The 20,915-nt window shown below is 64.5% G+C and carries 19 protein-coding genes; 12 read left to right on the top strand and 7 right to left on the bottom strand.

Annotation, left to right across the window (positions count from 1 at the left end):
* Window positions 1–147: 147 nt before the first annotated feature.
* Together ccrA and RIdsm_RS00575 are read right to left on the bottom strand one after the other, a co-directional pair.
* On the bottom strand, window positions 148–1,434 hold the full coding sequence (gene ccrA / locus RIdsm_RS00570; RefSeq protein WP_057817373.1) for a crotonyl-CoA carboxylase/reductase: 1,287 nt from the start codon (window positions 1,432–1,434) through the stop codon (window positions 148–150).
* Between the two features lie 141 nt (window positions 1,435–1,575).
* Complete coding sequence (locus tag RIdsm_RS00575; protein ID WP_057817371.1) at window positions 1,576–2,946, bottom strand: 1-acyl-sn-glycerol-3-phosphate acyltransferase; 1,371 nt, start codon at window positions 2,944–2,946, stop codon at window positions 1,576–1,578.
* A 44-nt stretch (window positions 2,947–2,990) separates the two neighbouring features.
* Here RIdsm_RS00575 and RIdsm_RS00580 point away from each other — a divergent pair, with 44 nt between their 5' ends.
* The gene (locus tag RIdsm_RS00580; RefSeq protein ID WP_057817369.1) at window positions 2,991–3,632 is read left to right on the top strand and encodes a GNAT family N-acetyltransferase; all 642 of its coding nucleotides are present in this window, start codon (window positions 2,991–2,993) and stop codon (window positions 3,630–3,632) included.
* 73 nt (window positions 3,633–3,705) lie between these two features.
* Window positions 3,706–5,685 (top strand): protein meaA, encoded by a 1,980-nt coding sequence (locus tag RIdsm_RS00585; RefSeq protein ID WP_057817366.1) that lies wholly within the window; start codon window positions 3,706–3,708, stop codon window positions 5,683–5,685.
* An 18-nt stretch (window positions 5,686–5,703) separates the two neighbouring features.
* Here RIdsm_RS00585 and RIdsm_RS00590 read toward each other — a convergent pair whose 3' ends face one another.
* On the bottom strand, window positions 5,704–6,171 hold the full coding sequence (locus tag RIdsm_RS00590) for a DUF4168 domain-containing protein (protein WP_057817364.1): 468 nt from the start codon (window positions 6,169–6,171) through the stop codon (window positions 5,704–5,706).
* 179 nt (window positions 6,172–6,350) lie between these two features.
* Between RIdsm_RS00590 and RIdsm_RS00595 the strand changes: the two genes are divergently transcribed.
* The 5 genes from RIdsm_RS00595 (at window position 6,351) to RIdsm_RS00615 (ending at window position 11,665) form a co-directional block, all read left to right on the top strand.
* Window positions 6,351–6,800: a GNAT family N-acetyltransferase gene (locus RIdsm_RS00595; RefSeq protein ID WP_057817362.1), complete on the top strand. Its 450-nt coding sequence runs from the start codon at window positions 6,351–6,353 to the stop codon at window positions 6,798–6,800.
* Between the two features lie 11 nt (window positions 6,801–6,811).
* Window positions 6,812–7,519, top strand: coding sequence for a purine-nucleoside phosphorylase (gene deoD, locus RIdsm_RS00600; RefSeq protein ID WP_057817360.1), 708 nt, complete (start codon window positions 6,812–6,814; stop codon window positions 7,517–7,519).
* 123 nt (window positions 7,520–7,642) lie between these two features.
* Window positions 7,643–8,884 (top strand): NAD(P)/FAD-dependent oxidoreductase, encoded by a 1,242-nt coding sequence (locus RIdsm_RS00605; RefSeq protein ID WP_057817358.1) that lies wholly within the window; start codon window positions 7,643–7,645, stop codon window positions 8,882–8,884.
* Between the two features lie 113 nt (window positions 8,885–8,997).
* A complete protein-coding gene (locus RIdsm_RS00610; RefSeq protein WP_074939888.1) occupies window positions 8,998–10,809 on the top strand; it encodes a PHA/PHB synthase family protein in 1,812 nt (603 codons plus the stop codon).
* Between the two features lie 292 nt (window positions 10,810–11,101).
* Window positions 11,102–11,665 (top strand): hypothetical protein, encoded by a 564-nt coding sequence (locus RIdsm_RS00615; protein WP_057817354.1) that lies wholly within the window; start codon window positions 11,102–11,104, stop codon window positions 11,663–11,665.
* Between the two features lie 128 nt (window positions 11,666–11,793).
* Here the strand turns inward: RIdsm_RS00615 and RIdsm_RS00620 are convergent, their stop codons facing one another.
* From RIdsm_RS00620 to acnA, 3 genes are all read right to left on the bottom strand, one after another.
* A complete protein-coding gene (locus RIdsm_RS00620; protein WP_057817348.1) occupies window positions 11,794–12,498 on the bottom strand; it encodes a tetratricopeptide repeat protein in 705 nt (234 codons plus the stop codon).
* A gap of 68 nt (window positions 12,499–12,566) precedes the next feature.
* Entirely contained in the window at window positions 12,567–12,938 is a 372-nt protein-coding gene (locus tag RIdsm_RS00625) for an Imm8 family immunity protein (protein WP_057817346.1), read from the bottom strand.
* A 209-nt stretch (window positions 12,939–13,147) separates the two neighbouring features.
* Window positions 13,148–15,925, bottom strand: coding sequence for an aconitate hydratase AcnA (gene acnA, locus RIdsm_RS00630; RefSeq protein ID WP_057817631.1), 2,778 nt, complete (start codon window positions 15,923–15,925; stop codon window positions 13,148–13,150).
* A 220-nt stretch (window positions 15,926–16,145) separates the two neighbouring features.
* On the opposite strand from acnA, the gene RIdsm_RS00635 reads away from it, so the two are divergent.
* Window positions 16,146–16,838: a DUF1223 domain-containing protein gene (locus RIdsm_RS00635; RefSeq protein ID WP_057817344.1), complete on the top strand. Its 693-nt coding sequence runs from the start codon at window positions 16,146–16,148 to the stop codon at window positions 16,836–16,838.
* An 85-nt stretch (window positions 16,839–16,923) separates the two neighbouring features.
* Here RIdsm_RS00635 and RIdsm_RS00640 read toward each other — a convergent pair whose 3' ends face one another.
* On the bottom strand, window positions 16,924–17,625 hold the full coding sequence (locus tag RIdsm_RS00640; protein WP_057817342.1) for an HAD family hydrolase: 702 nt from the start codon (window positions 17,623–17,625) through the stop codon (window positions 16,924–16,926).
* Window positions 17,626–17,722: 97 nt separating this feature from the next.
* On the opposite strand from RIdsm_RS00640, the gene clpS reads away from it, so the two are divergent.
* From clpS to hemF, 4 genes are read left to right on the top strand one after another with little or no spacing between them, the layout of a single operon-like run.
* Window positions 17,723–18,058 (top strand): ATP-dependent Clp protease adapter ClpS, encoded by a 336-nt coding sequence (gene clpS / locus RIdsm_RS00645; protein WP_057817341.1) that lies wholly within the window; start codon window positions 17,723–17,725, stop codon window positions 18,056–18,058.
* Window position 18,059: 1 nt separating this feature from the next.
* Window positions 18,060–19,052 carry a class I SAM-dependent methyltransferase gene (locus tag RIdsm_RS00650; protein WP_057817339.1) on the top strand — a complete coding sequence of 331 codons (993 nt, stop codon included), beginning with the start codon at window positions 18,060–18,062 and terminating at the stop codon, window positions 19,050–19,052.
* A 37-nt stretch (window positions 19,053–19,089) separates the two neighbouring features.
* Window positions 19,090–19,890: an SDR family NAD(P)-dependent oxidoreductase gene (locus RIdsm_RS00655; protein ID WP_057817337.1), complete on the top strand. Its 801-nt coding sequence runs from the start codon at window positions 19,090–19,092 to the stop codon at window positions 19,888–19,890.
* A gap of 10 nt (window positions 19,891–19,900) precedes the next feature.
* Window positions 19,901–20,791: an oxygen-dependent coproporphyrinogen oxidase gene (hemF, locus tag RIdsm_RS00660; RefSeq protein WP_057817335.1), complete on the top strand. Its 891-nt coding sequence runs from the start codon at window positions 19,901–19,903 to the stop codon at window positions 20,789–20,791.
* Window positions 20,792–20,915 lie beyond the last annotated feature (124 nt).

Raw genomic sequence — 20,915 nt, forward strand, 5'->3', positions numbered from 1 at the left:
TCATACTCACCGCTTCATACTCCCCCGAAATAGCGAGGCAGGCTCTGGCAACTCCTTGATTCCGGGAGGGGGGCTCGTTTCGAACGCAAGACGCCCGCGAACCGGTTCACCGATTCGCGGGCGTCTGCCTTTACGGGAACGGGCCGCTTACTTGCCCGCTTCCAGCACGTCCTCGACCGTGCGCAGGCCGGTCTTCGGCGCCTGCACCAGCACGGCCATGTTGCCCGGTTTGTGCTCGTTGCGCTTCATCTTCATGTGCGCCTGGGGGATTTCATCCCACGGGAACACTTCGGACATGCACGGATCAAGCCGGCGCTCGATCATCAGACGGTTGGCCGAGGCGGCCTGTTTCAGGTGGGCGAAGTGGCTGCCCTGCAGGCGCTTCTGGTGCATCCACATGTAGCGCACGTCGAACGTGGTGTTGAAGCCGCTGGTCCCGGCACAGATCACCACCATGCCGCCCTTCTTCACCACCAGCGTCGACACCGGGAAGGTCGCCTCGCCGGGGTGTTCGAAGACCATGTCGACGTTCACGCCTTTGCCGGTAATGTCCCAGATCGCCTTGCCGAACTTGCGCGCCTCTTTCAGCCAAGCGCCGTATTCCGGGCTGTTGACGATGGGAAGCTGACCCCAGCAATCGAAATCCTTGCGGTTGATGACGCCCTTGGCGCCCATCGACATGACAAACTCGCGCTTGTCCTCGTCGGAGATCACGCCGATCGCGTTGGCGCCTGCCGTGTTGGCCAGCTGGATCGCGTAGGAGCCGAGGCCCCCCGAGGCGCCCCAGACCAGCACGTTCTGACCCGGCTTCAGCTCATGCGGGTGGTGGCCGAAGAGCATCCGGTAGGCGGTGGCCAGCGTCAGCGTGTAGCAGGCGCTTTCCTCCCATGTCAGGTGCTTTGGCCGCGGCATAAGCTGCTGCGCCTGCACCTTGGTGAACTGCGCGAAAGAGCCGTCACCGGTCTCGTAGCCCCAGATTCGCTGGGTGGGCGAGAGCATCGGGTCGCCGCCGTTGCAATCCTCGTCGTCGCCGTCGTCCTGGTTGCAGTGGATCACGACCTCGTCGCCCACTTTCCAGTTCTTCACCTTGTCGCCGACCTTCCAGACGATGCCAGAGGCGTCGGAGCCGGCGATGTGGTAGTCTTGGCCGTGCACGTCGAACGGGCTGATCGGCTGGCCGAGACCCGCCCAGACCCCGTTGTAGTTGACGCCAGCGGCCATCACCAGAACCAGCACCTCGTGGCTGTCGATTTCCCAGGTATCGACGACTTCAACCTGGAACGACTTGTCCGGCTCGCCGTGGCGCTCGCGCCGGATGGCCCATGCGTACATCTGCTTGGGCACGTAACCCAGCGGGGGCATTTCGCCCACTTCATAGAGATCCTTCTCGGGCGCGTCGTAGGGCGCGATGCCGGTCTCGGTGTCCAGAGCCATCCTCAGCCTCCTTGAGTCAAGAATTCGCCGCGATGCAGAATCACGGCCTTTGAGGGTGGATATAATCCTCCGCGCAACAATGCAATGCCTGGAACGTGTTTCCGGTAATTTTATAACCTCGCAACCGCAGAAAGTTGCGCGTCAGTCGCTGCGGGTGCAAAGAAGATGCGCGATAGACTTCGCGTAATAGGCCACAACGGGGCGGTCATCCTCGTTCACCGTAATGCCCTGGTCGTCTTCCACCAGCATGCCCCGCTTTCGCAGGTTGCGCAGGCCCACCTCGACCGCGTAGGCGGTATCGTCTCGGGGCAATTGCATCCGTGTTCCGGGCAAGACCTCGACCATCGCGGCAATCTGCCGTTCGATCTCGTGCCGCGTCACTGGCCCGTCGGCCGCTATCAGAACATGCGCGACCGCCGGCACGGGCAGAACCGGAACCTCCTCCCCGATCCGCTTCATCAGGCGGCGGCCGAGGTCTTCCACCGTCGCACCGGGCGTCTCGGCCTCGAACTGCTCCAGCGACAGCGGGGCGCCGAAGCTGGCGGCGGCATAGCCATGACGGTGATATCGGCCGGTCAGCCGAAGCCAGAACTGCTTGACGATGAATTTCGCCACCACGCTGATCCGGGCCTGAAAGCGCCGTTCGCCCTTCTGTCCGGCGGCCACGAGGATCCGGTCTTCGAAGACCCGGTCGTAATTCACCGCCACGGGAACGAAGACGACGTCGCGCCCGCCGCTTTCGTGTTCTTCGACGATGTATTTCAGCAAGCCCAGCCGCGGGCGGGCCAGAGCCCCATCAAGCGACAGGCCGCCTTCGGGAAAGATCGCCTGGGTCACGCCGCCTTCGGTCGCCATGCCGACGTAACGGGCCAGAACCCTGCGGTAGAGGTCGTTGCGCGGGCGTCGGCGGATGAAATAGGCCCCCATCGCCTTGATCAGCCGGCTCAGCGGCCAGACCCGCGCCCATTCGCCCACCGCGTAGGTCAGCGCCGTGCGCTCGGCGGCCAGCCAGGTGACCAGCACGTAATCCATGTTCGAGCGGTGGTTCATCACGAAGACCACCGTCGCCTCGCGGTCGACATGGCGGAACTCTTCCTCGTCGTAATGGCCCAGCCGCACGCGATAGAGCGACTGGCTCAGCCATCGCGCCGCCTTGATGGCTATGCCGAAATAGGCCGTGGCGGAAAAGCTCGGCACGATCTCGCGCGCGTAGCGGCGGGCCTGTTCGAAAGCGACGTTCTCGGGGATGCCCTCTTCCCTGGCATGATCGGCCACGGCACGGGCTACCTCGGGGTCATAGATCAGCCGTTGGATCATGTCGTAGCGCCGGGCCAGCTTGAACGGCTCGATCGGCCGCGCCAGCCGTTCGTTCAGCCGCGCCACCACACGCTCCATCCGCCGGCGGAAGAACCAGCGCACCGAGGGAAACAGGAAATGCGAGGCGAAGGTGACCGCGGCAAACAGCACGATCAGGACAAACAGCCAGAGGGGCAGCTCGACGGTCGATGTCATGCCTGATCCTTGCACATCACTTGGGAATTAGCTTTATCAGGGCCATGTCAAATGGGCCAGACACCGTGACGCCGATCCTGTCCCCCGGTTTCGACCGGGGGGAGCGCGACCACGCCGCGCGGCTGTTCTGGCAGGCGTTCCGCGACAAGCTCGGCCCGGTGCTGGCGCCCGAGGAGAAGGCGCTCAGTTTTCTTTCCGGCGCGCTGCACCCAGACTTCGCCATTTCCGCCCGCGATTCCGAAGGCCGCCTGCTCGGCCTCGCAGGTCTCAAGACGGCACGCGGCGGGCTGGTGGGCGGCGGCTGGCGCGATCTGGCCCGCGTCTATGGCTGGCCCGGAGCGCTTTGGCGCGGCGGGGCGTTGTCGTTACTCGAGCGGCGGGTCGCGCCCGGCACGCTGCTTATGGACGGGATTTTCGTGGACGAGGCAGCCCGCAGCCGCGGTATCGGCTCGGCCCTGCTGCACGCCGTCAAGGCCCGCGCGGCGGCCGACGGCATGTCGTCCATCCGCCTCGACGTGGTCGACAGCAACGCCCGCGCCCGCGCGCTTTACGAACGGCACGGCTTCGTTGCGGGGGAGGTCACCCATATCGGCCCGCTGCATCATCTGTTCGGTTTCCGCAGCAGTACCGAAATGCGCTGCGCTGTCGGCGCCCCGGTCGCCGATTGCCGCAACGCAGCGAATTGACACGCTCATAATATTCCATGTATCTAGTGCCGAACGTAACAAAATTACGTATTCCGATTCACGAGGCCGCCACATGTCGCAGACGCAGCAAGCCCCCGAAAGAGACCGCCCCTGGCTGATTCGCACCTATGCCGGGCACTCCACCGCCGAGGCCTCGAACGCGCTCTATCGATCCAACCTCGCGCGCGGGCAGACTGGCCTTTCCGTGGCCTTCGACCTGCCCACCCAAACGGGCTATGACAGCGATCACGTGCTGGCCAAGGGCGAGGTCGGCAAGGTCGGCGTGCCGGTCTGCCACCTGGGCGACATGCGCACGCTGTTCGACCAGATCCCGCTCGAGGAGATGAACACCTCGATGACGATCAACGCCACCGCGCCGTGGCTTCTGTCGCTCTATATCGCGGTGGCCGAGGAGCAGGGGGCGGATATCTCGAAGCTTACCGGCACGGTGCAGAACGACCTGATCAAGGAATACCTCTCGCGCGGCACCTATATCTGCCCGCCGAAACCGTCGCTGAAGATGATCGGCGACGTGGCCGAGTATTGCTACAAGGCCGTCCCCAAGTGGAACCCGATGAACGTCTGCTCCTACCACCTGCAGGAGGCCGGCGCGACGCCGGAGCAGGAGCTTGCCTACGCACTGGGCACCGCCATTGCCGTGCTCGACGAGCTGAAGCCGCGCGTCCCGGCCGAGGACTTCCCGGTGCTCGCCGGTCGCATCTCGTTCTTCGTGAACGCGGGCATCCGCTTCGTCACCGAAATGTGCAAGATGCGCGCCTTCGTCGACCTCTGGGACGAGATCCTCGAAACCCGCTACGGCGTCGACAACCCCAAGTTCCGCCGGTTCCGCTACGGCGTGCAGGTCAACTCCCTCGGCCTCACAGAGCAGCAGCCGGAAAACAACGTCTACCGCATCCTTATCGAGATGCTGGCGGTTACGCTGTCGAAGAAAGCCCGCGCCCGCGCCGTGCAACTTCCGGCATGGAACGAGGCGCTGGGCCTGCCCCGCCCGTGGGATCAGCAATGGTCGATGCGGATGCAGCAGATCCTCGCCTACGAGACCGACCTTCTGGAATTCGACGATCTCTTCGAGAACAACCCGGCGGTCGACGCCAAGGTCGAGGCGCTGAAGGATGGCGCCCGCCACGAGCTGGCCAATCTCGACAGCATGGGCGGTGCGATCAACTCGATCGAGTACATGAAATCCCGCCTCGTGGACAGCAACGCCGAACGTCTCAACAAGATCGAGCGGAACGAGACCGTGGTCGTCGGCGTCAACAAGTGGACCGAGGGCGAACCATCGCCTCTGCAATCGGAGGATGGCGGCATTCTCGTGGTCGATCCGGGCGTCGAGGCCGACCAGATCGAACGTCTGAACGCGTGGCGTGCCGAGCGAGATGACGCAGCGGTGAAAGCCGCCCTGACCGCCCTGCGCGAGGCCGCGGCGATGGGGCAGAACATCATGCCCGCCTCCATCGAGGCGGCGAAGGCCGGGGTTACGACTGGCGAATGGGCTGAACAGATGCGCGCCGTGCATGGCGAATACCGAGGGCCGACCGGCGTGTCGGGCAGCCCGTCGAACAAGACCGAAGGCCTGGAAGAACTGCGCGACGCGGTCGACGCTGTGTCAGACCGGCTTGGTCGCCGCCTCTCTTTCCTGGTCGGCAAGCCAGGCCTCGACGGGCATTCCAACGGCGCCGAACAGATCGCCTTCCGCGCCCGCGATTGCGGGATGGCCATCAACTACGAGGGCATTCGCCTGACGCCCGAGGAAATCGTCAAGGCCGCGCAGGAGCAGGAGGCCCATGTCGTCGGCCTCTCGATCCTGTCGGGCTCGCATATTCCGCTGGTGGAAGACCTGATGACCCGGATGAAAGAGGCAGGCCTTGGTGACATTCCCGTCATCGTCGGCGGCATCATTCCCGAGGAAGATGCCAGGCGCCTTCGGGAAATGGGCGTCGCGCGGGTCTACACGCCCAAGGATTTCGAGCTGAACACCATCATGATGGATATTGTCACGCTCGCCGACCCGCAGGCGGTGGCGGCGGAATAATCCGCCGCCGGCCGTAAATCATTCGGTGGCCGTTTCACCGTCAGTGGTGCTCTCGCCGTCCTCCTGAACGCCGGGCTGCTGAAGCGTCTGCCGCTTCTGCTGCTTCTGGCGCAACTCGACGATCCGCGTGGTGATCTTGTCGGCCAGTTCCTTGTTCTCGTTCGCCGCACGGCCGATCGCGATGTATTCCTCGGGCGAGATGCCCTTGGTTTCGGTCACGGCAGCCTTGGCGGCTTCGTCGGCCTCGGCGGCGAGCTTCTGGCGCTCTTCCGTGTCCTCGGTGGCCTGAATCTGCGGCTGGTATTCCGCCCGGATGCGCTCGAGCGCGATCATGGCGTTGACAAAGCTCGCGATCTGACCCGAGGTCACGTCCTCGGCTGCGATCTCCGGCACTTCCATGCTGGCCTGTTGCTGCGCCAGCGCCGGCCCGGTCAGGGCGATGCTCGCGGTGGCGATCACCATTGTCAGCGTCGATCGGAATTTCATGGGTGTCTCCCTTTCTGCCTCGTGGGTCAGGGCCTCTCCCCGAACCGCTCAGGAGCACATGGCGATGATACATCCCGCACGCAAACCCCTCGGCGAAAAAATGCCTTCTGACGGGCCTATTCGGTGTGGCCGACTTCGTCTACAACCGGTCCGACACCATTTCGTGAAGGCCGTGCTCCATGTCCCAGACCGTCACCATTCGCCCCGTCGAACCCGCCGACAAGGCCCATTGGGCCACGCTCTGGAAAGCTTATCTCGATTTCTACGAAACGTCGGTGGCTCAGGAGGTCTATGACACAACCTTCGAGCGGCTCTGTTCCTCCGATCATCCCGATCAGAACGGGCTGATCGCGCTGGTCGACGGGACACCGGTCGGCCTTGTCCACTACATCTACCATCCCCACAACTGGCGCATCGAGGAGGTCTGCTACCTGCAGGATCTCTACGCCGACCCGGCGGTGCGCGGCACCGGTGTCGGCCGCAAGCTGATCGAAGCCGTCTATGCCGCCGCCGACGCGGCCGGGCGCCCGGCGGTGTACTGGCTGACGCAGGATTTCAACGCCACCGCCCGCCAGCTTTACGATCGGATCGGCGTTCTGACGCCCTTCATCAAGTACAATCGCAAGTAAGGGGCGGGGCCATGTCCATCCATATCGGCGCCTCCGAAGGCGATATCGCCGAATGCGTCCTGATGCCGGGCGACCCGTTGCGTGCAAAATGGGCGGCCGAAACCTTCCTGTCTGACCTGCGGCAGGTCAACTCCACCCGCGGCATGCTGGGCTTCACCGGCACGTGGAACGGTCACCCCGTCACCATCCAGGGCTCGGGCATGGGCATGCCGAGCCTGTCGATCTATGCCAACGAGCTGATCCGTGATTACGGCGCCAAGCGGCTGATCCGCATCGGCTCCTGCGGGGCCATGCAGGCGCATGTGACCCTCAACGACGTCATCATTGCCATGACCGCCACAAGCACCACGACGCCGTCGTCGACCATGATGCGCGAAGTCAACTTCGCCCCATGCGCCGATTTTGCCCTCCTCCGCGCAGCCGTGGCTGCCGCAGAGGCGAAGGGCACGAGAACCCATGTCGGTAACATATATTCCTCCGACACCTTCTACGACGAACGTCCCGACCTGACCGAGCAGATGACCCGACATGGCATCCTCGCGGTCGAGATGGAGGCAGCCGAGCTCTACAGCGTCGCCGCCCGCCACGGCGCCGCCGCGCTGGCCGTCTGCACCGTCTCCGACCACCTCCAGACGGGTGAGGCGCTTTCGGCCGAGGCGCGCGAGCAAAGCTTCTCCGACATGGTCGAGATCGCCCTCACCGCCGCCTTTCCGGGCTGACGCCCCGCTTTCATCTTTCCAGAAATACTCAAATCGCCACAGCAGCCACAGTCGTATTGTCTGAGGCCCTTGCCCCCACCGAGCCCTTGCGCTTAGCTGCGGCAACTCAAGGGAATACGGGACATGTCCAAACCGCTCGACATCATCGTTATCGGCGCCGGCATCTGCGGCCTCAGCACCGCGATCTGGCTGCGCCGTGCCGGTCATGGCGTTACGCTGATCGACAAGGATTACCCGGGTGCGGGCGCTTCCTACGGCAATGCCGGGTTGCTTGCGCAATGGGCCATCGTGCCGATGAACACGCCGGACCTGCGGAAAACCGCGTTCAACTACCTCACCAGTGCCGACTCGCCGCTTTTCATGCAGTGGAGCGCGCTGCCCACGCTCATGCCGTGGCTCTGGCAGTTCTTCCGCAACGCCACGCCCGCGGGCAACGCCCATATGACCGGGGCGCTCACCCATATCCTGACCGACAGCGTGGCGCAGCATCGCGCGCTGACCAAGGGCACGCGGGCGGAAGACTGGATTGCCGACAGCGCCTTTTCCTATGCCTATGCCGACCGAAAGGCGTTCGAGGCCGACGCCGCCGGGTGGGAGGTCAAGCGTCGCGCCGGGTTCGTCCCCGAGATCGTCGAGGGCCCAGCCGTGCAGGAAATTGAGCCGATCCTGGGGCCGGAGACCAAATGCCTCGCAGTTTTGAAAGATCACGGCCATATCCTCAATCCCGGCGCCTACATGGAGGCGCTGGCCCGGGTGCTGGAGGACGAGGGCGGAATCTATCGCCAGGCCGAGGCGCAGGATATCGAGCTGACTGGCGGCAAGGTTACGGCCGTCCTTACCGATCAGGGCCGCCTAACCTGCGATCGCGCGGTGCTGGCCGCCGGGATCTGGTCGAAACCCCTCATGCGCAAGCTGGGTCTGAAGGTGCCGCTGGTGGCCGAGCGCGGCTATCACCTGCATTTCACCGGCCCTTCGCAGATGCCCAACAACCCGATGATGATGACGCAGGGCAAGTTCGCGGTGAACCCCATGGCCTCGGGCCTGCGCTGTGCCGGCACGGTCGAGCTGGGCGATACCACCAAGGGCCCCTCGCGCGGGCCGCGCGACCTGATCGCGCGCAATGTCAAACGCCTCTTCCCGGCGTTGGAGTATGAGGATGTCGAGGAATGGATGGGCTTCCGTCCCTCCACGCCCGACAGCCTGCCGCTGATCGGCGAGATCAATGGCACCGGCGTGCACGCCGCCTTCGGGCATCAGCATATCGGCCTCACCGCCGGGCCCAAGACCGGTCGGATCGTTGCCGCGCTGATCGGCGGCCAGCCGCCCAATATCGACCTCGCGCCTTACGACGCCAACCGCTTCTGACCAGAGTCCCGGCCGGGCAGTTGTCATCAAACTGTCACCGGCAGTTTGCGCTATGTCAGTGCGGGCCACACCCGAGTCGCGCGATGGTTCCGCCACAGCACGAGGAGGTCCCCATGCCCGCAGACCCTGTACGCCTTCACGCACCCGAACCCGAAGACCGGGTAGAAGCCCCGCCTTGCCCGGCCCCGGCACCGGCCGAGGACCACCCCCACCGCAACATCGACCGGGCGATGCGCGCAGGCATGGCACGTGCTACCAGCGGCGCCTCGCCCTTCGCGGTGGCGCAGGCCGTCACCGATTGGGCCATGCATCTCTCCCGAGCGCCGGGGCGGCAATTGGAGCTGGCCGAACGCGCCGCGCGCAATGCCACACGGCTCGGGGCCTATGCCTTCGAGCATTTCAAGCAGGATGGCACCGCCCCCACGCCACCTTTCTCTCCCGACCAGAACGATCACCGCTTCGCCCATGCCGGCTGGGCCACGCTGCCCTTTGCCATGTGGCAGCAGGGCTACCTTGCCACCCGCGACTGGTGGGATGCCGCGACCTCCGGCATGCCCGGTGTGCAGTCGCGCAATGCCGACCGGGTCAATTTCATGACCCGGCTGTTGCTCGACGCCGTCTCGCCCTCGAACTTTCCGCTGACGAACCCGGAAGTGATCGAGGCCACGCGCGACACGGGGGGCGCCAACCTTGCCCGCGGCCTGCAGTATTTCGTCGAAGACCTGATCGAACACGCCGCCGACATGCCGCCTGCGCCGCATAATGGTTTCAGGATCGGCGAAACGCTAGCCTGCACGCCGGGCAAGGTGGTCTATCGCAACGATATCTTCGAGCTGATCCAGTATAGCCCGCAGACCGAGACCGTCCGCCCCGAGCCGGTTCTGATCGTCCCGGCCTGGATCATGAAGTACTACATCCTCGACCTCAGCCCGCAGAACTCGCTCATCAACTGGCTGGTGGGGCAGGGGCATACCGTCTTCGCGATCTCGTGGTGCAACCCGACCGCCGCCCAGGCCGATCTCTCGCTTGAGGACTACCGCCAGCGCGGTGTGATGGCCGCGCTCGATGCCGTCACCACCATCGTGCCTGACCAAAAGGTGCATGCCTGCGGATACTGCCTCGGCGGTACCATCCTGTCGATCGCGGCGGCCACCATGGCCCGCGATGGCGATGATCGGTTTGCCTCGATCACGCTGCTTGCGGCCCAGACCGATTTCGTCGAGGCGGGCGAGCTGCTGCTTTTCCTGGATGAAAGCCAGGTCGCCTTTCTCGAAGACATGATGTGGGATCAGGGCTTTCTCGACCGCGACCAGATGGCGAGTGCCTTCCGGCTTCTGCGCGACGAAGACCTCGTGTGGGGCCGCGCCACCCGCCGCTACCTGATGGGGCAGGAAGACAAGCAGACCGATATGGGCACGTGGAACGCCGATTCCACGCGCATGCCGGCCCGGATGCATAGCGAATACCTGCGCGGGCTGTTCCTTGAAAACCGGCTGACGGCGGGGCGCTTCGCGGTCGATGGCCGGGTCATCGCGCTCAAGGATATCAAGGCGCCGCTTTTCGTCGTCGGCACAGAGAAAGATCACATTGCGCCATGGCGCTCGGTCTACAAGACCAAGCTCTTCACGGATTGCGATCTCGATTTCCTATTGACCAGCAGCGGCCATAATGGCGGCATCGTCTCTGAACCGGGCCACCCCCACCGGCATTACCGCACCGGTCACCGCAAGGCCGGGGCGCTCTACATGGATCCGGACACGTGGCTCGCCAACCACGAGGTGCAGGACGGGTCGTGGTGGCCCGTCTGGGGCGACTGGCTTGCCAGCCATTCAGGAGCGCCGGTGGCGCCGCCGAGGATGGGCGCGCCCGCAAAGGGCTTCCCAACGCTGTGCGCGGCACCGGGAACCTACGTGCAACAAACCTGAAGGAAGCCCCTGCGGGCAGACCATCGATGCGCCCGCAGCGCCGCCAGGATGACCCGGTTGATTTGCCGAAACCTGCGCGGCGCTGCTGTGCTCAAGATGGCCGGCAGGTTCAACGCCGGTCTGCTCGCCGCATCGGCGTATCTCATTCTTCGGAGCGGATACCCGCTCTTCCGGGTGTTCGCCTGTTGACAGCCGGTCCCGCCGGCCCACCATTGCGCAAGGCGTCACGCACCCCCCGGGGACGTGACTGTGATGACCGCCCTTGTAGCCGCCCAGCCCGGAGACCGCCCGCATGTATCAGATCAGACGGAGCCGGGCGCGCGCCCCATGGCTTGCCCTTGTCGCGAGCCTCGGGGCAGGCTCTCTGGCCGCCCCTGCACTGGCCGAGTGTGACGAGGTCGCGACGACGCTGACCGGTTCGGCATCGCTCGACGAGGTGAAAGACTGGGTCCGTGCGGAAGGGGCCGACCGCATTGAGGGCACGCCGACAGGTACCTACGAGTATTTCGACGAGGGGGTCGCGCTCTGGCTCGCCCTGAGCGAAGCACCGGACGGACGTATCTGCGGACGGTATGGCGGGCGGTACTTCGACCCGGAGCGCACGTTCCAGTCGCATGTCGTACTGGGCGGGCAATTGTCGAACGGGGCTTGGGAGGTCACGCTTGCCGACAGGACCGGTACCGTGAAGACAGGCTACGGCGCGATGCTGCTGTTCGATAGCGAGGACCTTGTGCTGGCGGACGGGGCGGTGATCTACGCGGATGGCCAACGTTTTGCTCTGATGCGGCCGGTTTCGGCGCTGGAGGCATCGGAGGGCAGCGACTCGCAGAGTGCCGGATCGGGCGCGACCGAATAGCAAATCTTGCCACGTGGTGTGTGATAGCTGCCTTCGATACGCATCTGGCGTAAAAAGGGTTGCGATTACTAAACATACGAGGCCGTATGTCAGTTGAGCTATGTCCTGTGAGGTGACACGGCCTAGGGTCAGTCGGTCTGGCGCAGGTAGTCGAGGAGCTCGGGGTCGCCGGGGGTTTCGGCAAGCCGGTCCCTGACCAGTTCGCGCCCGCCCGACGTGTCGCCGGTGAGGTGCATCGCCCAGGCAAGTTCGACCAAGTGGCGGGTTTTCTCCGGGTCAAGGGAGGTGGCCTTGCGGGCCAGCGGCAGGGCGCGGTGGCCCTGGCCCAGTATGTTGTGGGCGCGGGCGGCGAAGTAGAGCGCATCGGTATTGTCAGGGTCACGCAGCACGGCCTGTTCGCAATCGCCGACCGCCTGTTCGAACTTCTCGAGATCCTGCCGGACGACGCAGCGGGAGAGCCAGCTCTGCCAGTGGTCGTCGGTTTCGAGGATTTGCGTATAGATGGCTTCGGCCTCTTCTTGGCGGCGCATGGTGCGGTAGGTCCAGGCGAGCATCCGCATGTGGGGCGCGGCCGGGTCGATGCGGATGGCGGTCTCTAGGTCGTCCGCGCTTTGTGCGAATTGGTCGAGTTCGCGGTGGGCGACGCCGCGGTTGGCATAGGCCCCGGCCAGCCACGCGCCTTCGAGCGTGCCCGAGGCGATGGCCGCGGTACAGGCCGGAATGGCAATGTCGGGATCGGTATTCGGGTCGGATTCGAAACAGGTGAGGGGGCCTTGGGCCAGGGCGGCCAGCGGGAGCAATGCGAGGAGGAGCAGGAGGAGGGGGCGCGGCATTGAAGGGGGCACTTCGGGTTTGAGGGCAAGATGGGCGAACACGGGTGGGTTCGCCCAAATGCTAAGGATCACGGGACGACGGGTTCTCCCATGTATACGTTATAGTCTTCGTATTCCCAGAGAAGGTAGCGGCTCAGACGCTCGGTGAAGTCGGTCCAGCTGTGTGAGCGCCGGAACTGGTAGACGAGTGCCTCAAGCGTTTTCTGGATGTGGCCTGGAGTTATGGTCTCGACGATCAGCATGCCGCGCTGCCAGAGGCCCGAGCCGTTGGGCACCTGGGAGGCGATCCAGGCGGAGTTGCAGACGATGAGTTGGAAATTGTCCGCAGCGTCATTACCACGCTCCCCTATGGACGCGGTCACGGGCAGGACCGCGGGACTGCCATCGTTGGGCGGGAACGCATCAACCCAGTCGATTGACTTCACTTCCGGGTCGAGCATGGGGTGACGTTCCTCTTCCGTGGGTTGGGCGACGGTACCACGGGAGGGGAGAGAGGCAATGGTTGGTTTGCCTTCGTTCGGATGGCGCGTACGGTGGGTTTCACCCACCCTACGGACTCGTATGGATTTGGGTTCTTGCGCGGAGACCGGGGTCCAAAAGAAAAGGGCGGGGAAACCCCCGCCCTTCGCATGTCTGTATACCGCCTGTCTTACGCCGACTTGGCGAGGTTGCGGAGCACGTAGTGCAGCACGCCGCCGTGTTCGACATATTCGATCTCGATCGCCGTATCGATCCGGCTTTTCAGCGTGATCTCTTTCGTCGAGCCGTCGGCATAGGTGATGGTGCAGGGCACCTCGGCCTGGGGTTTGATGTCGCCTTCGAGACCGGTGATGTCGAAGGTTTCCTCGCCCGTCAGCTTGAGCGAGGAGCGGGTGTCGCCGCCGGTGAACTCGAATGGGATGACGCCCATGCCAACGAGGTTCGAGCGGTGGATGCGCTCGAAGCTTTCGGCGATCACGGCCTTGACGCCCAAGAGGTTGGTGCCCTTGGCCGCCCAGTCGCGCGAGGAGCCGGCGCCGTATTGCTCGCCGCCCACGACGACAAGGGGCGTGCCTTGGTCCTGGTAGGCCATCGCTGCCTCGAAGATCGAGGTCTGTTCGCCGTCGGGGCCCTTGGTGTAGCCGCCCTCGACGCCATCGAGCATCTCGTTCTTGATGCGGATGTTGGCGAAGGTGCCGCGCATCATCACCTCGTGGTTGCCGCGGCGCGAGCCGTAGGAGTTGAACTCGCGCACGGGCACCTGGCGTTCGACGAGGTACTGACCGGCGGGCGTGCTTTCCTTGAAGGAGCCGGCGGGCGAGATGTGGTCGGTGGTGACCATGTCGCCCAGCAGCGCCAGCATCCGCGCGCCCTTGATGTCGGAGATGGTGCCGGGGTCCTTGGACATGCCCTGGAAGTAGGGCGGGTTCTGAACATAGGTCGATTGCGGCGGCCAGTCATAGGTTTCGCCTTCGGAGGTCTCGACCTCCTGCCACTTCTCGTCGCCCTCGAAGACCTCGCCGTATTTCTCGATGAACGACTCGCGCTTCACGGTCTTCTGCACGAGATCGGCGATTTCCTTCTGCGACGGCCAGATGTCTTTCAGGTAGACGTCGTTGCCGTCCTTGTCCTTGCCCAGGGGCTCGGTGGTGATGTCGACATTCATGTCGCCCACCAGCGAATAGGCCACCACCAGGGGCGGCGAGGCCAGGTAGTTGGCGCGGACGTCGGGGCTGATGCGGCCCTCGAAATTGCGGTTGCCCGAGAGGACCGACACGCCGATCAGGTCGTTGTCGTTGATGCATTTCGAGATTTCCGGCGCCAGCGGGCCGGAGTTGCCGATGCAGGTGGTGCAGCCATAGCCGACGAGGTTAAAGCCGATGGCATCGAGATCGTCCTGCAGCTCGGCCGCCTCGAGATACTCGGTCACGACCTTTGAGCCGGGCGCGAGCGAGGTCTTGACCCAGGGCTTGCGGTTCAGGCCCAGTTCGCGCGCCTTGCGGGCGACGAGGCCGGCGCCGATCATCACGTAGGGGTTCGAGGTGTTGGTGCAGGAGGTGATCGAGGCGATCACGATCGAGCCGTCGTGCATCTGGTACTTGCTGTCCTCGGTCGAGACGAAGCCGCGGGCGTGGTGGCCCTGGTCGCCGGGGATGTCGACGGGCTCGGGGGCGCCGCCTTCGGCTTCCCAGCGGGCTTCCGACTTGCCGTTGATGTCGCGGCCCTCGCGGAAGTTCTTGACGTAGGCGTGGAATTCCTTGGCCGCGGCGTCGAGGTTGATGTGGTCCTGCGGGCGTTTGGGGCCCGAGATGGCCGGCACGACGGTGCCCATGTCGAGCTTGAGCGTGTCGGTATAGACTGGGTCGTAATCGGGCCCGCGCCAGAAGCCGTTCTCCTTGGCGTAGGCTTCGACCAGCGCGATGCGGTCCTTGTCGCGGCCGGTGAGTTCGAGATAGCGCAGGGTCTCGTCGTCGATCGGGAAGAAACCGCAGGTGGCGCCGTATTCGGGGGCCATGTTGGCGATGGTCGCCCGGTCGGCCAGCGGCAGGTGGTCGAGGCCGGAGCCGTAGAATTCGACGAACTTGCCCACCACGCCCTTCTCGCGCAGCATCTCGACCACTTTCAGCACGAGGTCGGTGCCGGTGGTGCCCTCGACCATCTTGCCGGTCAGCTCGAAGCCGACGACCTCGGGGATGAGCATCGAGATCGGCTGGCCGAGCATGGCGGCTTCGGCCTCGATCCCGCCGACGCCCCAGCCGAGGACGGCCACGCCGTTGATCATGGTGGTGTGGCTGTCGGTGCCGACCAGCGTGTCGGGATAGGCGACCATCTCGCCGTTCTGGTCTTCATCGGTCCAGACGGTCTGGGCCAGGTATTCGAGGTTCACCTGGTGGCAGATGCCGGTGCCCGGGGGCACGACGCGGAAGTTGTTGAAGGCGCCCTGGCCCCATTTGAGGAACTGGTAGCGTTCCATGTTCCGCTCGTATTCGCGGTCGACGTTCATCTGGAAGGCGCGGGGGTTGCCGAATTCGTCGATCATGACCGAGTGGTCGATGACGAGGTCGACGGGGTTCAGCGGGTTGATCTGCTGGGCGTCGCCGCCGAGCGCGACGATGCCGTCACGCATGGCCGCGAGGTCGACCACGGCGGGCACGCCGGTGAAATCCTGCATAAGCACGCGGGCCGGGCGGTAGGCCAGTTCGCGGTTGGCCTTGCCGCCATTGTCGGCCCATTCCGAGAAGGCCTTGATGTCGTCGGTGGTGACGGTTTTGCCGTCCTCGAACCGCAGCATGTTCTCGAGCACCACCTTCAGCGCGGCGGGGAGGCGCGAGAAATCGCCAAGGCCGGCTTTCTCGGCGGCAGCGATGGAGTAGTAGGAAACGGTTTGTCCGGCGACGGTAAGGGATTTCCGTGTCTTGGCGGTATCCTGGCCAACGGTAATGGGCATGCGGGCATCCTTTCGCATTGGGGGGCTGGCAATTCCGGCCTGCTTCTGACCCATTTGAGCGTGGCAATCAAGGGGGCAGGGCGGTTTTGTATACTATTGCACACAATTGAGCGAGTCGCAAGTCTCACCGCGCTCTCGCGAAACCTTGATTGGTCATGTTAGAAGGGGGCGGATAAATCTCGTCAGACCACGAACACGCACAGCTCTCGGACCTTACCCCATGCTCAGACTCGGCGCCCTGCTGACCGCTTTCCTGATCACGCTTGCCGCGCCACTGAGAGCGCAGGACCGGCCCGTTCTGGTCGAATTGTTCACGTCGCAGGGGTGCTCGTCGTGCCCGCCGGCGGATGCGTTCCTGCACGAGCTGGCCAAGCGCGACGATGTGATCGCGCTGGCGCTGCACGTGGATTACTGGGATTACATCGGCTGGAAGGACAGCTTCGCCAAACCGGAATACACCGCCCGTCAGCGGGCTTATGCCAAGGTGTCGAACCGGCGCATGGTCTATACGCCGCAGATGATCATCAACGGCACCGATCATGTGGTCGGTACCCGGCCGATGGACGTGAAAGACCTCATCAAGAAGCACCGGGGCGACGTCGCGCAGGTAACCCTGACGGCGCAGGAGCATCAGGGCAAGCTGAAGATCAGCGCCTCTGCCGCCGCCGGTGGCAAGGCCACCGTCCGGCTGTTCCGCTACCGGCCTGAGGAGACGGTCGCCATCAAGCGGGGCGAGAATGCGGGCCGCTCGATCAGCTATTCCCACATCGTGACAAGCGTGACCGTGGTTGCCGACTGGGATATGCGCCAGCCGCTCGACATCGAGGTCCCGCTGAATGGTGATCTGCCCGCCGTGGTCGTGATCCAGCGCAACAGCTTCGGCCCTGTCGAGGCGGTGGCCCGGGTCGACTGATCCCCTGCTTCTTCTGGCCCGAAATATCCTGGGGGAATCGCCGGGCCTAAAGGGAACAGCGGCGGTGGCAACGCCCCCTGTCCCCCTAGCCGATTTCGTTCACAAGTGAGGCCAGTGCGCCGAGGTCGTCGATCGCCCGGTAACGGGGGGCGTTCTCGGGCGGCTCGTCATGCTCGACTTCCCATGTCAGGTGGTGAGGCACGTGAACGCCCCAGCCGCCCGCCTCGATCGCCGGTTTCACGTCGGAGCGCAGGGAATTGCCGACCATCATCGCCTCGGCCGCGCCGTTGCCGTGGCGGGTGAAGATATCCTCGTAGACCGTGCGGGTCTTGGCGCTGACGATCTCGACCCCGTCGAAGAGGTCGCCGAGCCCGGATTGCGCCAGTTTGCGCTCCTGGTCGAGCAGGTCGCCCTTGGTGATGAGCAGCACGCGGTGGCTTGCCGCGATCTCTTCCACCGCCTCGCGGGCATGAGGGAGAAGCTCGATGGGGTGTTGAAGCATCTCCTGCCCGGCCGCGATCAGTTCGGAGATGACGCTGGCGGGTACTTGTTGGTCGGTCACCTCGATGGCGGTTTCGATCATCGACAGGGTGAAACCCTTGATGCCGAATCCGTAATGGCCGAGGTTGCGCCGTTCCGCAGCCAGCAGCCGGTCGTGCAGGTGGTCGCCGTCGGCATAGTCTTTCAGAAGCGCCGCGAATCTCTCCTGCGTCAGGCGGAAGAAGCGTTCGTTCTGCCAGAGCGTATCGTCCGCATCGAAGCCGATTGTGGTCAGATTCCGTGCCATGAGACCCCGTCTTGAGGGTTCCCCCTCTTTTCACATATATCCCAGAGGCTATATAGATGGTTCACGATCGGCCATGCCAAATTCAACCGGGCAGGATATGACGCACCCAATCTTCCTCATGTCGGGAAACGATGATGACGACGACTCGTCGGTCATTGTCGAGACGCGCACCAAGACCAAGCGGCCGCCGCTGTACAAGGTGCTGCTGCTGAACGACGACTACACGCCGATGGAATTCGTCGTGGCCGTTCTGGAACGGTTCTTTGGCATGTCCCATGCGCAGGCGTTCGAGATCATGCTGACGGTGCACAAGAAGGGTGTTGCGGTCGTGGGCGTGTTCAGCCACGAGATTGCCGAGACCAAGGTGGCGCAGGTGATGGATTTCGCCCGCCGCCATCAGCATCCGCTGCAATGCACGATGGAAAAGGAATAATTTGAGCGCTTCGTCACGCCTGTCATTGGCGCTGGACTCGGGTGATGTGACGCTGCCCGAGGCCGGGCGCATTGCCGTTTTCGCGCCGCGCGAGGGGATGGACCTGTCGGCGCTGCCGGCCGATCTGTGCCATGTCATCACCACCTTCAAACCCGACAGGGACCATTTCGCGGGGCAGGGATTCGCCTGCGGGAAGGAACCTGACGGGCGCTATGCGGCTGCGGTCGTTTGCCTGCCGCGGGCCAAGGCGCTGGGCCAGGCGCTGGTGGCCGAGGCCGCGTCGGTGACAGACGGGCCGGTGATCGTGGATGGCGCCAAGACCGACGGGGTCGAATCGATCCTGAAGGGCTGTCGCAAGCGGGCCGAGGTCTCGCCGGCGTTGTCGAAGGCACATGGAAAGCTGTTTCATTTCACCGCCCAAACGGGGTTCGAGGATTGGGCACGGGGTGCGCCGAAGGAGATCGGGGGCGGGTTCGTAACCGTGCCGGGCATCTTCTCGGCCGACGGGATCGACCCCGCCTCGGCCCTGTTGGCTGACAATCTGCCCGAGAAGCTGGGTGCGCGGGTGGCCGACCTTGGCGGCGGCTGGGGGTATCTTTCGGCCCGGGCGCTGGAACGGGAGAGCATCAGGGAGCTGCACCTCGTCGAGGCGGATTTCGCCGCGCTGGACTGTGCCCGGCAGAACATTCTCGACCCGCGGGCGCACCTGCATTGGGAAGACGCCACCCGCTGGCGGCCCGACGAGCCCATGGATACCGTCATCACCAACCCGCCGTTTCACACGGGACGGGCGCCCGACCCGAGCCTCGGGCTCGACTTCATCCGCGCTGCCGCGCGCGTGCTTTCCCCTCGCGGACAGCTTTTTCTGGTTGCGAACCGCCATCTCCCGTATGAGTCGGAGATGGCGCGACAGTTCGGAGAGGTCAGGGAGGTCGGCGGCGACAACCGGTTCAAACTACTGCACGGGCAACGCCCGGTGCGCAGACCAGGCTGAACTGCGGGCGCATTCCCACACGTACAAAGGGTAGACCATGTCATTTTCCATTTCCGGAAAGACCGCCATCGTGACCGGGGGGGCGAACGGCATCGGCCTCGCCATCGGGCGGCATTTCGTCGACAAGGGCGCGAACGTCATGTTCGCGGATATCGACGAGAAGCAGCTGATCAAGCAGGTGGGCGAAAACGAGGACGGCAGCAACAAGCGCTATTTCGCGGGCGACCTCCGAGAGAAGCTGACACTGGCGAATCTGTTGTCGGCCACGATCGACGCATTCGACCAGGTGGATATCCTGGTGAACGCGTCGCGGCAGATGCTGGTCTCGGACCCGCTGAACCCCGATGATGACGCGGTGGAGCAGCTTCTGAGTCAAAACCTGATGACCTCGCTCCGGACAAGCCAGCTTGTGGCCAAGCGGATGATCAAGCAGTCGGAAGAGCGCGAGGGCGGCCCGGCGGGCACGATCGTGAACCTGTCGTCGATTGCCGCCCGGCGGACGCATCCCGATCTGCTGGCGTTCTCGGTATCGTCGGCGGCGCTGGACCAGATGACGCGGAGCCTGGCCGTGGCGCTGGCGCCGCACCGGATAAGGGTGAACGCGGTGGCGTTCGGTTCGGTGATGAGTGCCTCGCTGCAGGGGACGCTGCGGGAGAACCGGGATTTCCGCTCGGATATCGAGGATCACACGCCGCTGGGGCGGATCGCCTCGGCGACCGAGCTGGCCGAGGCGGTGCAGTACCTGGCCTGCGACAGTTCGGGTTTCATGACCGGGCAGATCATGACGGTGGATGGCGGCCGCACGCTGCTTGATCCGGTGGCGGCGCCGGCGCACTAGGGAGGGTACGATGTCGGAGGAGATGACGGCGGAGAAGGCGCGCGCGGCGGCGTGGTTCCGGCAACTGCGTGACGACATCGTCGCGGCGTTCGAGGGGCTGGAGGACAGCCACGCCGAGGGCCCGTTCGCCGAGGCCGAGCCGGGGCGGTTCGAGGTCACCACGACGAAGCGGACGAGCGAGGACGGTTCGGATGCCGGCGGAGGCCTTATGAGCGTGATGCGCGGCGGCCGGGTGTTCGAGAAGGTCGGCGTGAACGTCTCGGAAGTCTATGGCGTTCTGGGCGAGGCGGCGCAGAGCTCGATGGCGGCGCGGGGCGTGCCGGGGATCGAGGAAGACCCGCGGTTCTGGGCGAGCGGCATCAGCCTCGTGGCGCATATGCAGAACCCCCACGTGCCGGCCGTTCACATGAACACGCGGATGTTCTGGACGCCGAATGCGTGGTGGTTCGGCGGAGGATCGGACCTGAATCCGTGCCTTGAGTACGAGGAGGATACCGGCCATTTCCACGCGACCCAGAAGGCGCATCTCGACCCACATGGGGAAGGGGAATATCCGCGGCTGAAGGCCTGGGCGGACGAGTATTTCTATATCCCCCACCGCCACCGGGCGCGAGGCGTGGGGGGTATCTTCATGGATGACCAGAACTCCGGCAGTTGGGAGGCGGATTTCGCGTTGACGCAGGATATCGGGCGAGCCTTCCTGCCGGCCTTCGTGCCTCTGGTGGAGAAACGGCGCGGGATGGATTTCGGTGAGGCCGAGAAGGATGCACAACTGGTGCATCGCGGGCTCTACGCGGAGTATAACCTCGTCTATGATCGGGGCACCAAGTTCGGGCTGGCGACGGGGCATGACGCGAACGCGGTGCTGATGAGCTTGCCGCCAATGGCGAAGTGGGTCTAGCGCCGGGTAATTTCTGAAGGTGGATTGCGCCGGGTGCGGCGTGTCGGACTCTTTAAAAGAGTCCGATCCGATTTCTTTTGAAGAAATCGGCGGCCGCGGCGGCCGCGGCCGGGTTTTTGTGGCT

The organism is Roseovarius indicus (genome assembly GCF_008728195.1).
GTDB classification, from domain to species: domain Bacteria; phylum Pseudomonadota; class Alphaproteobacteria; order Rhodobacterales; family Rhodobacteraceae; genus Roseovarius; species Roseovarius indicus.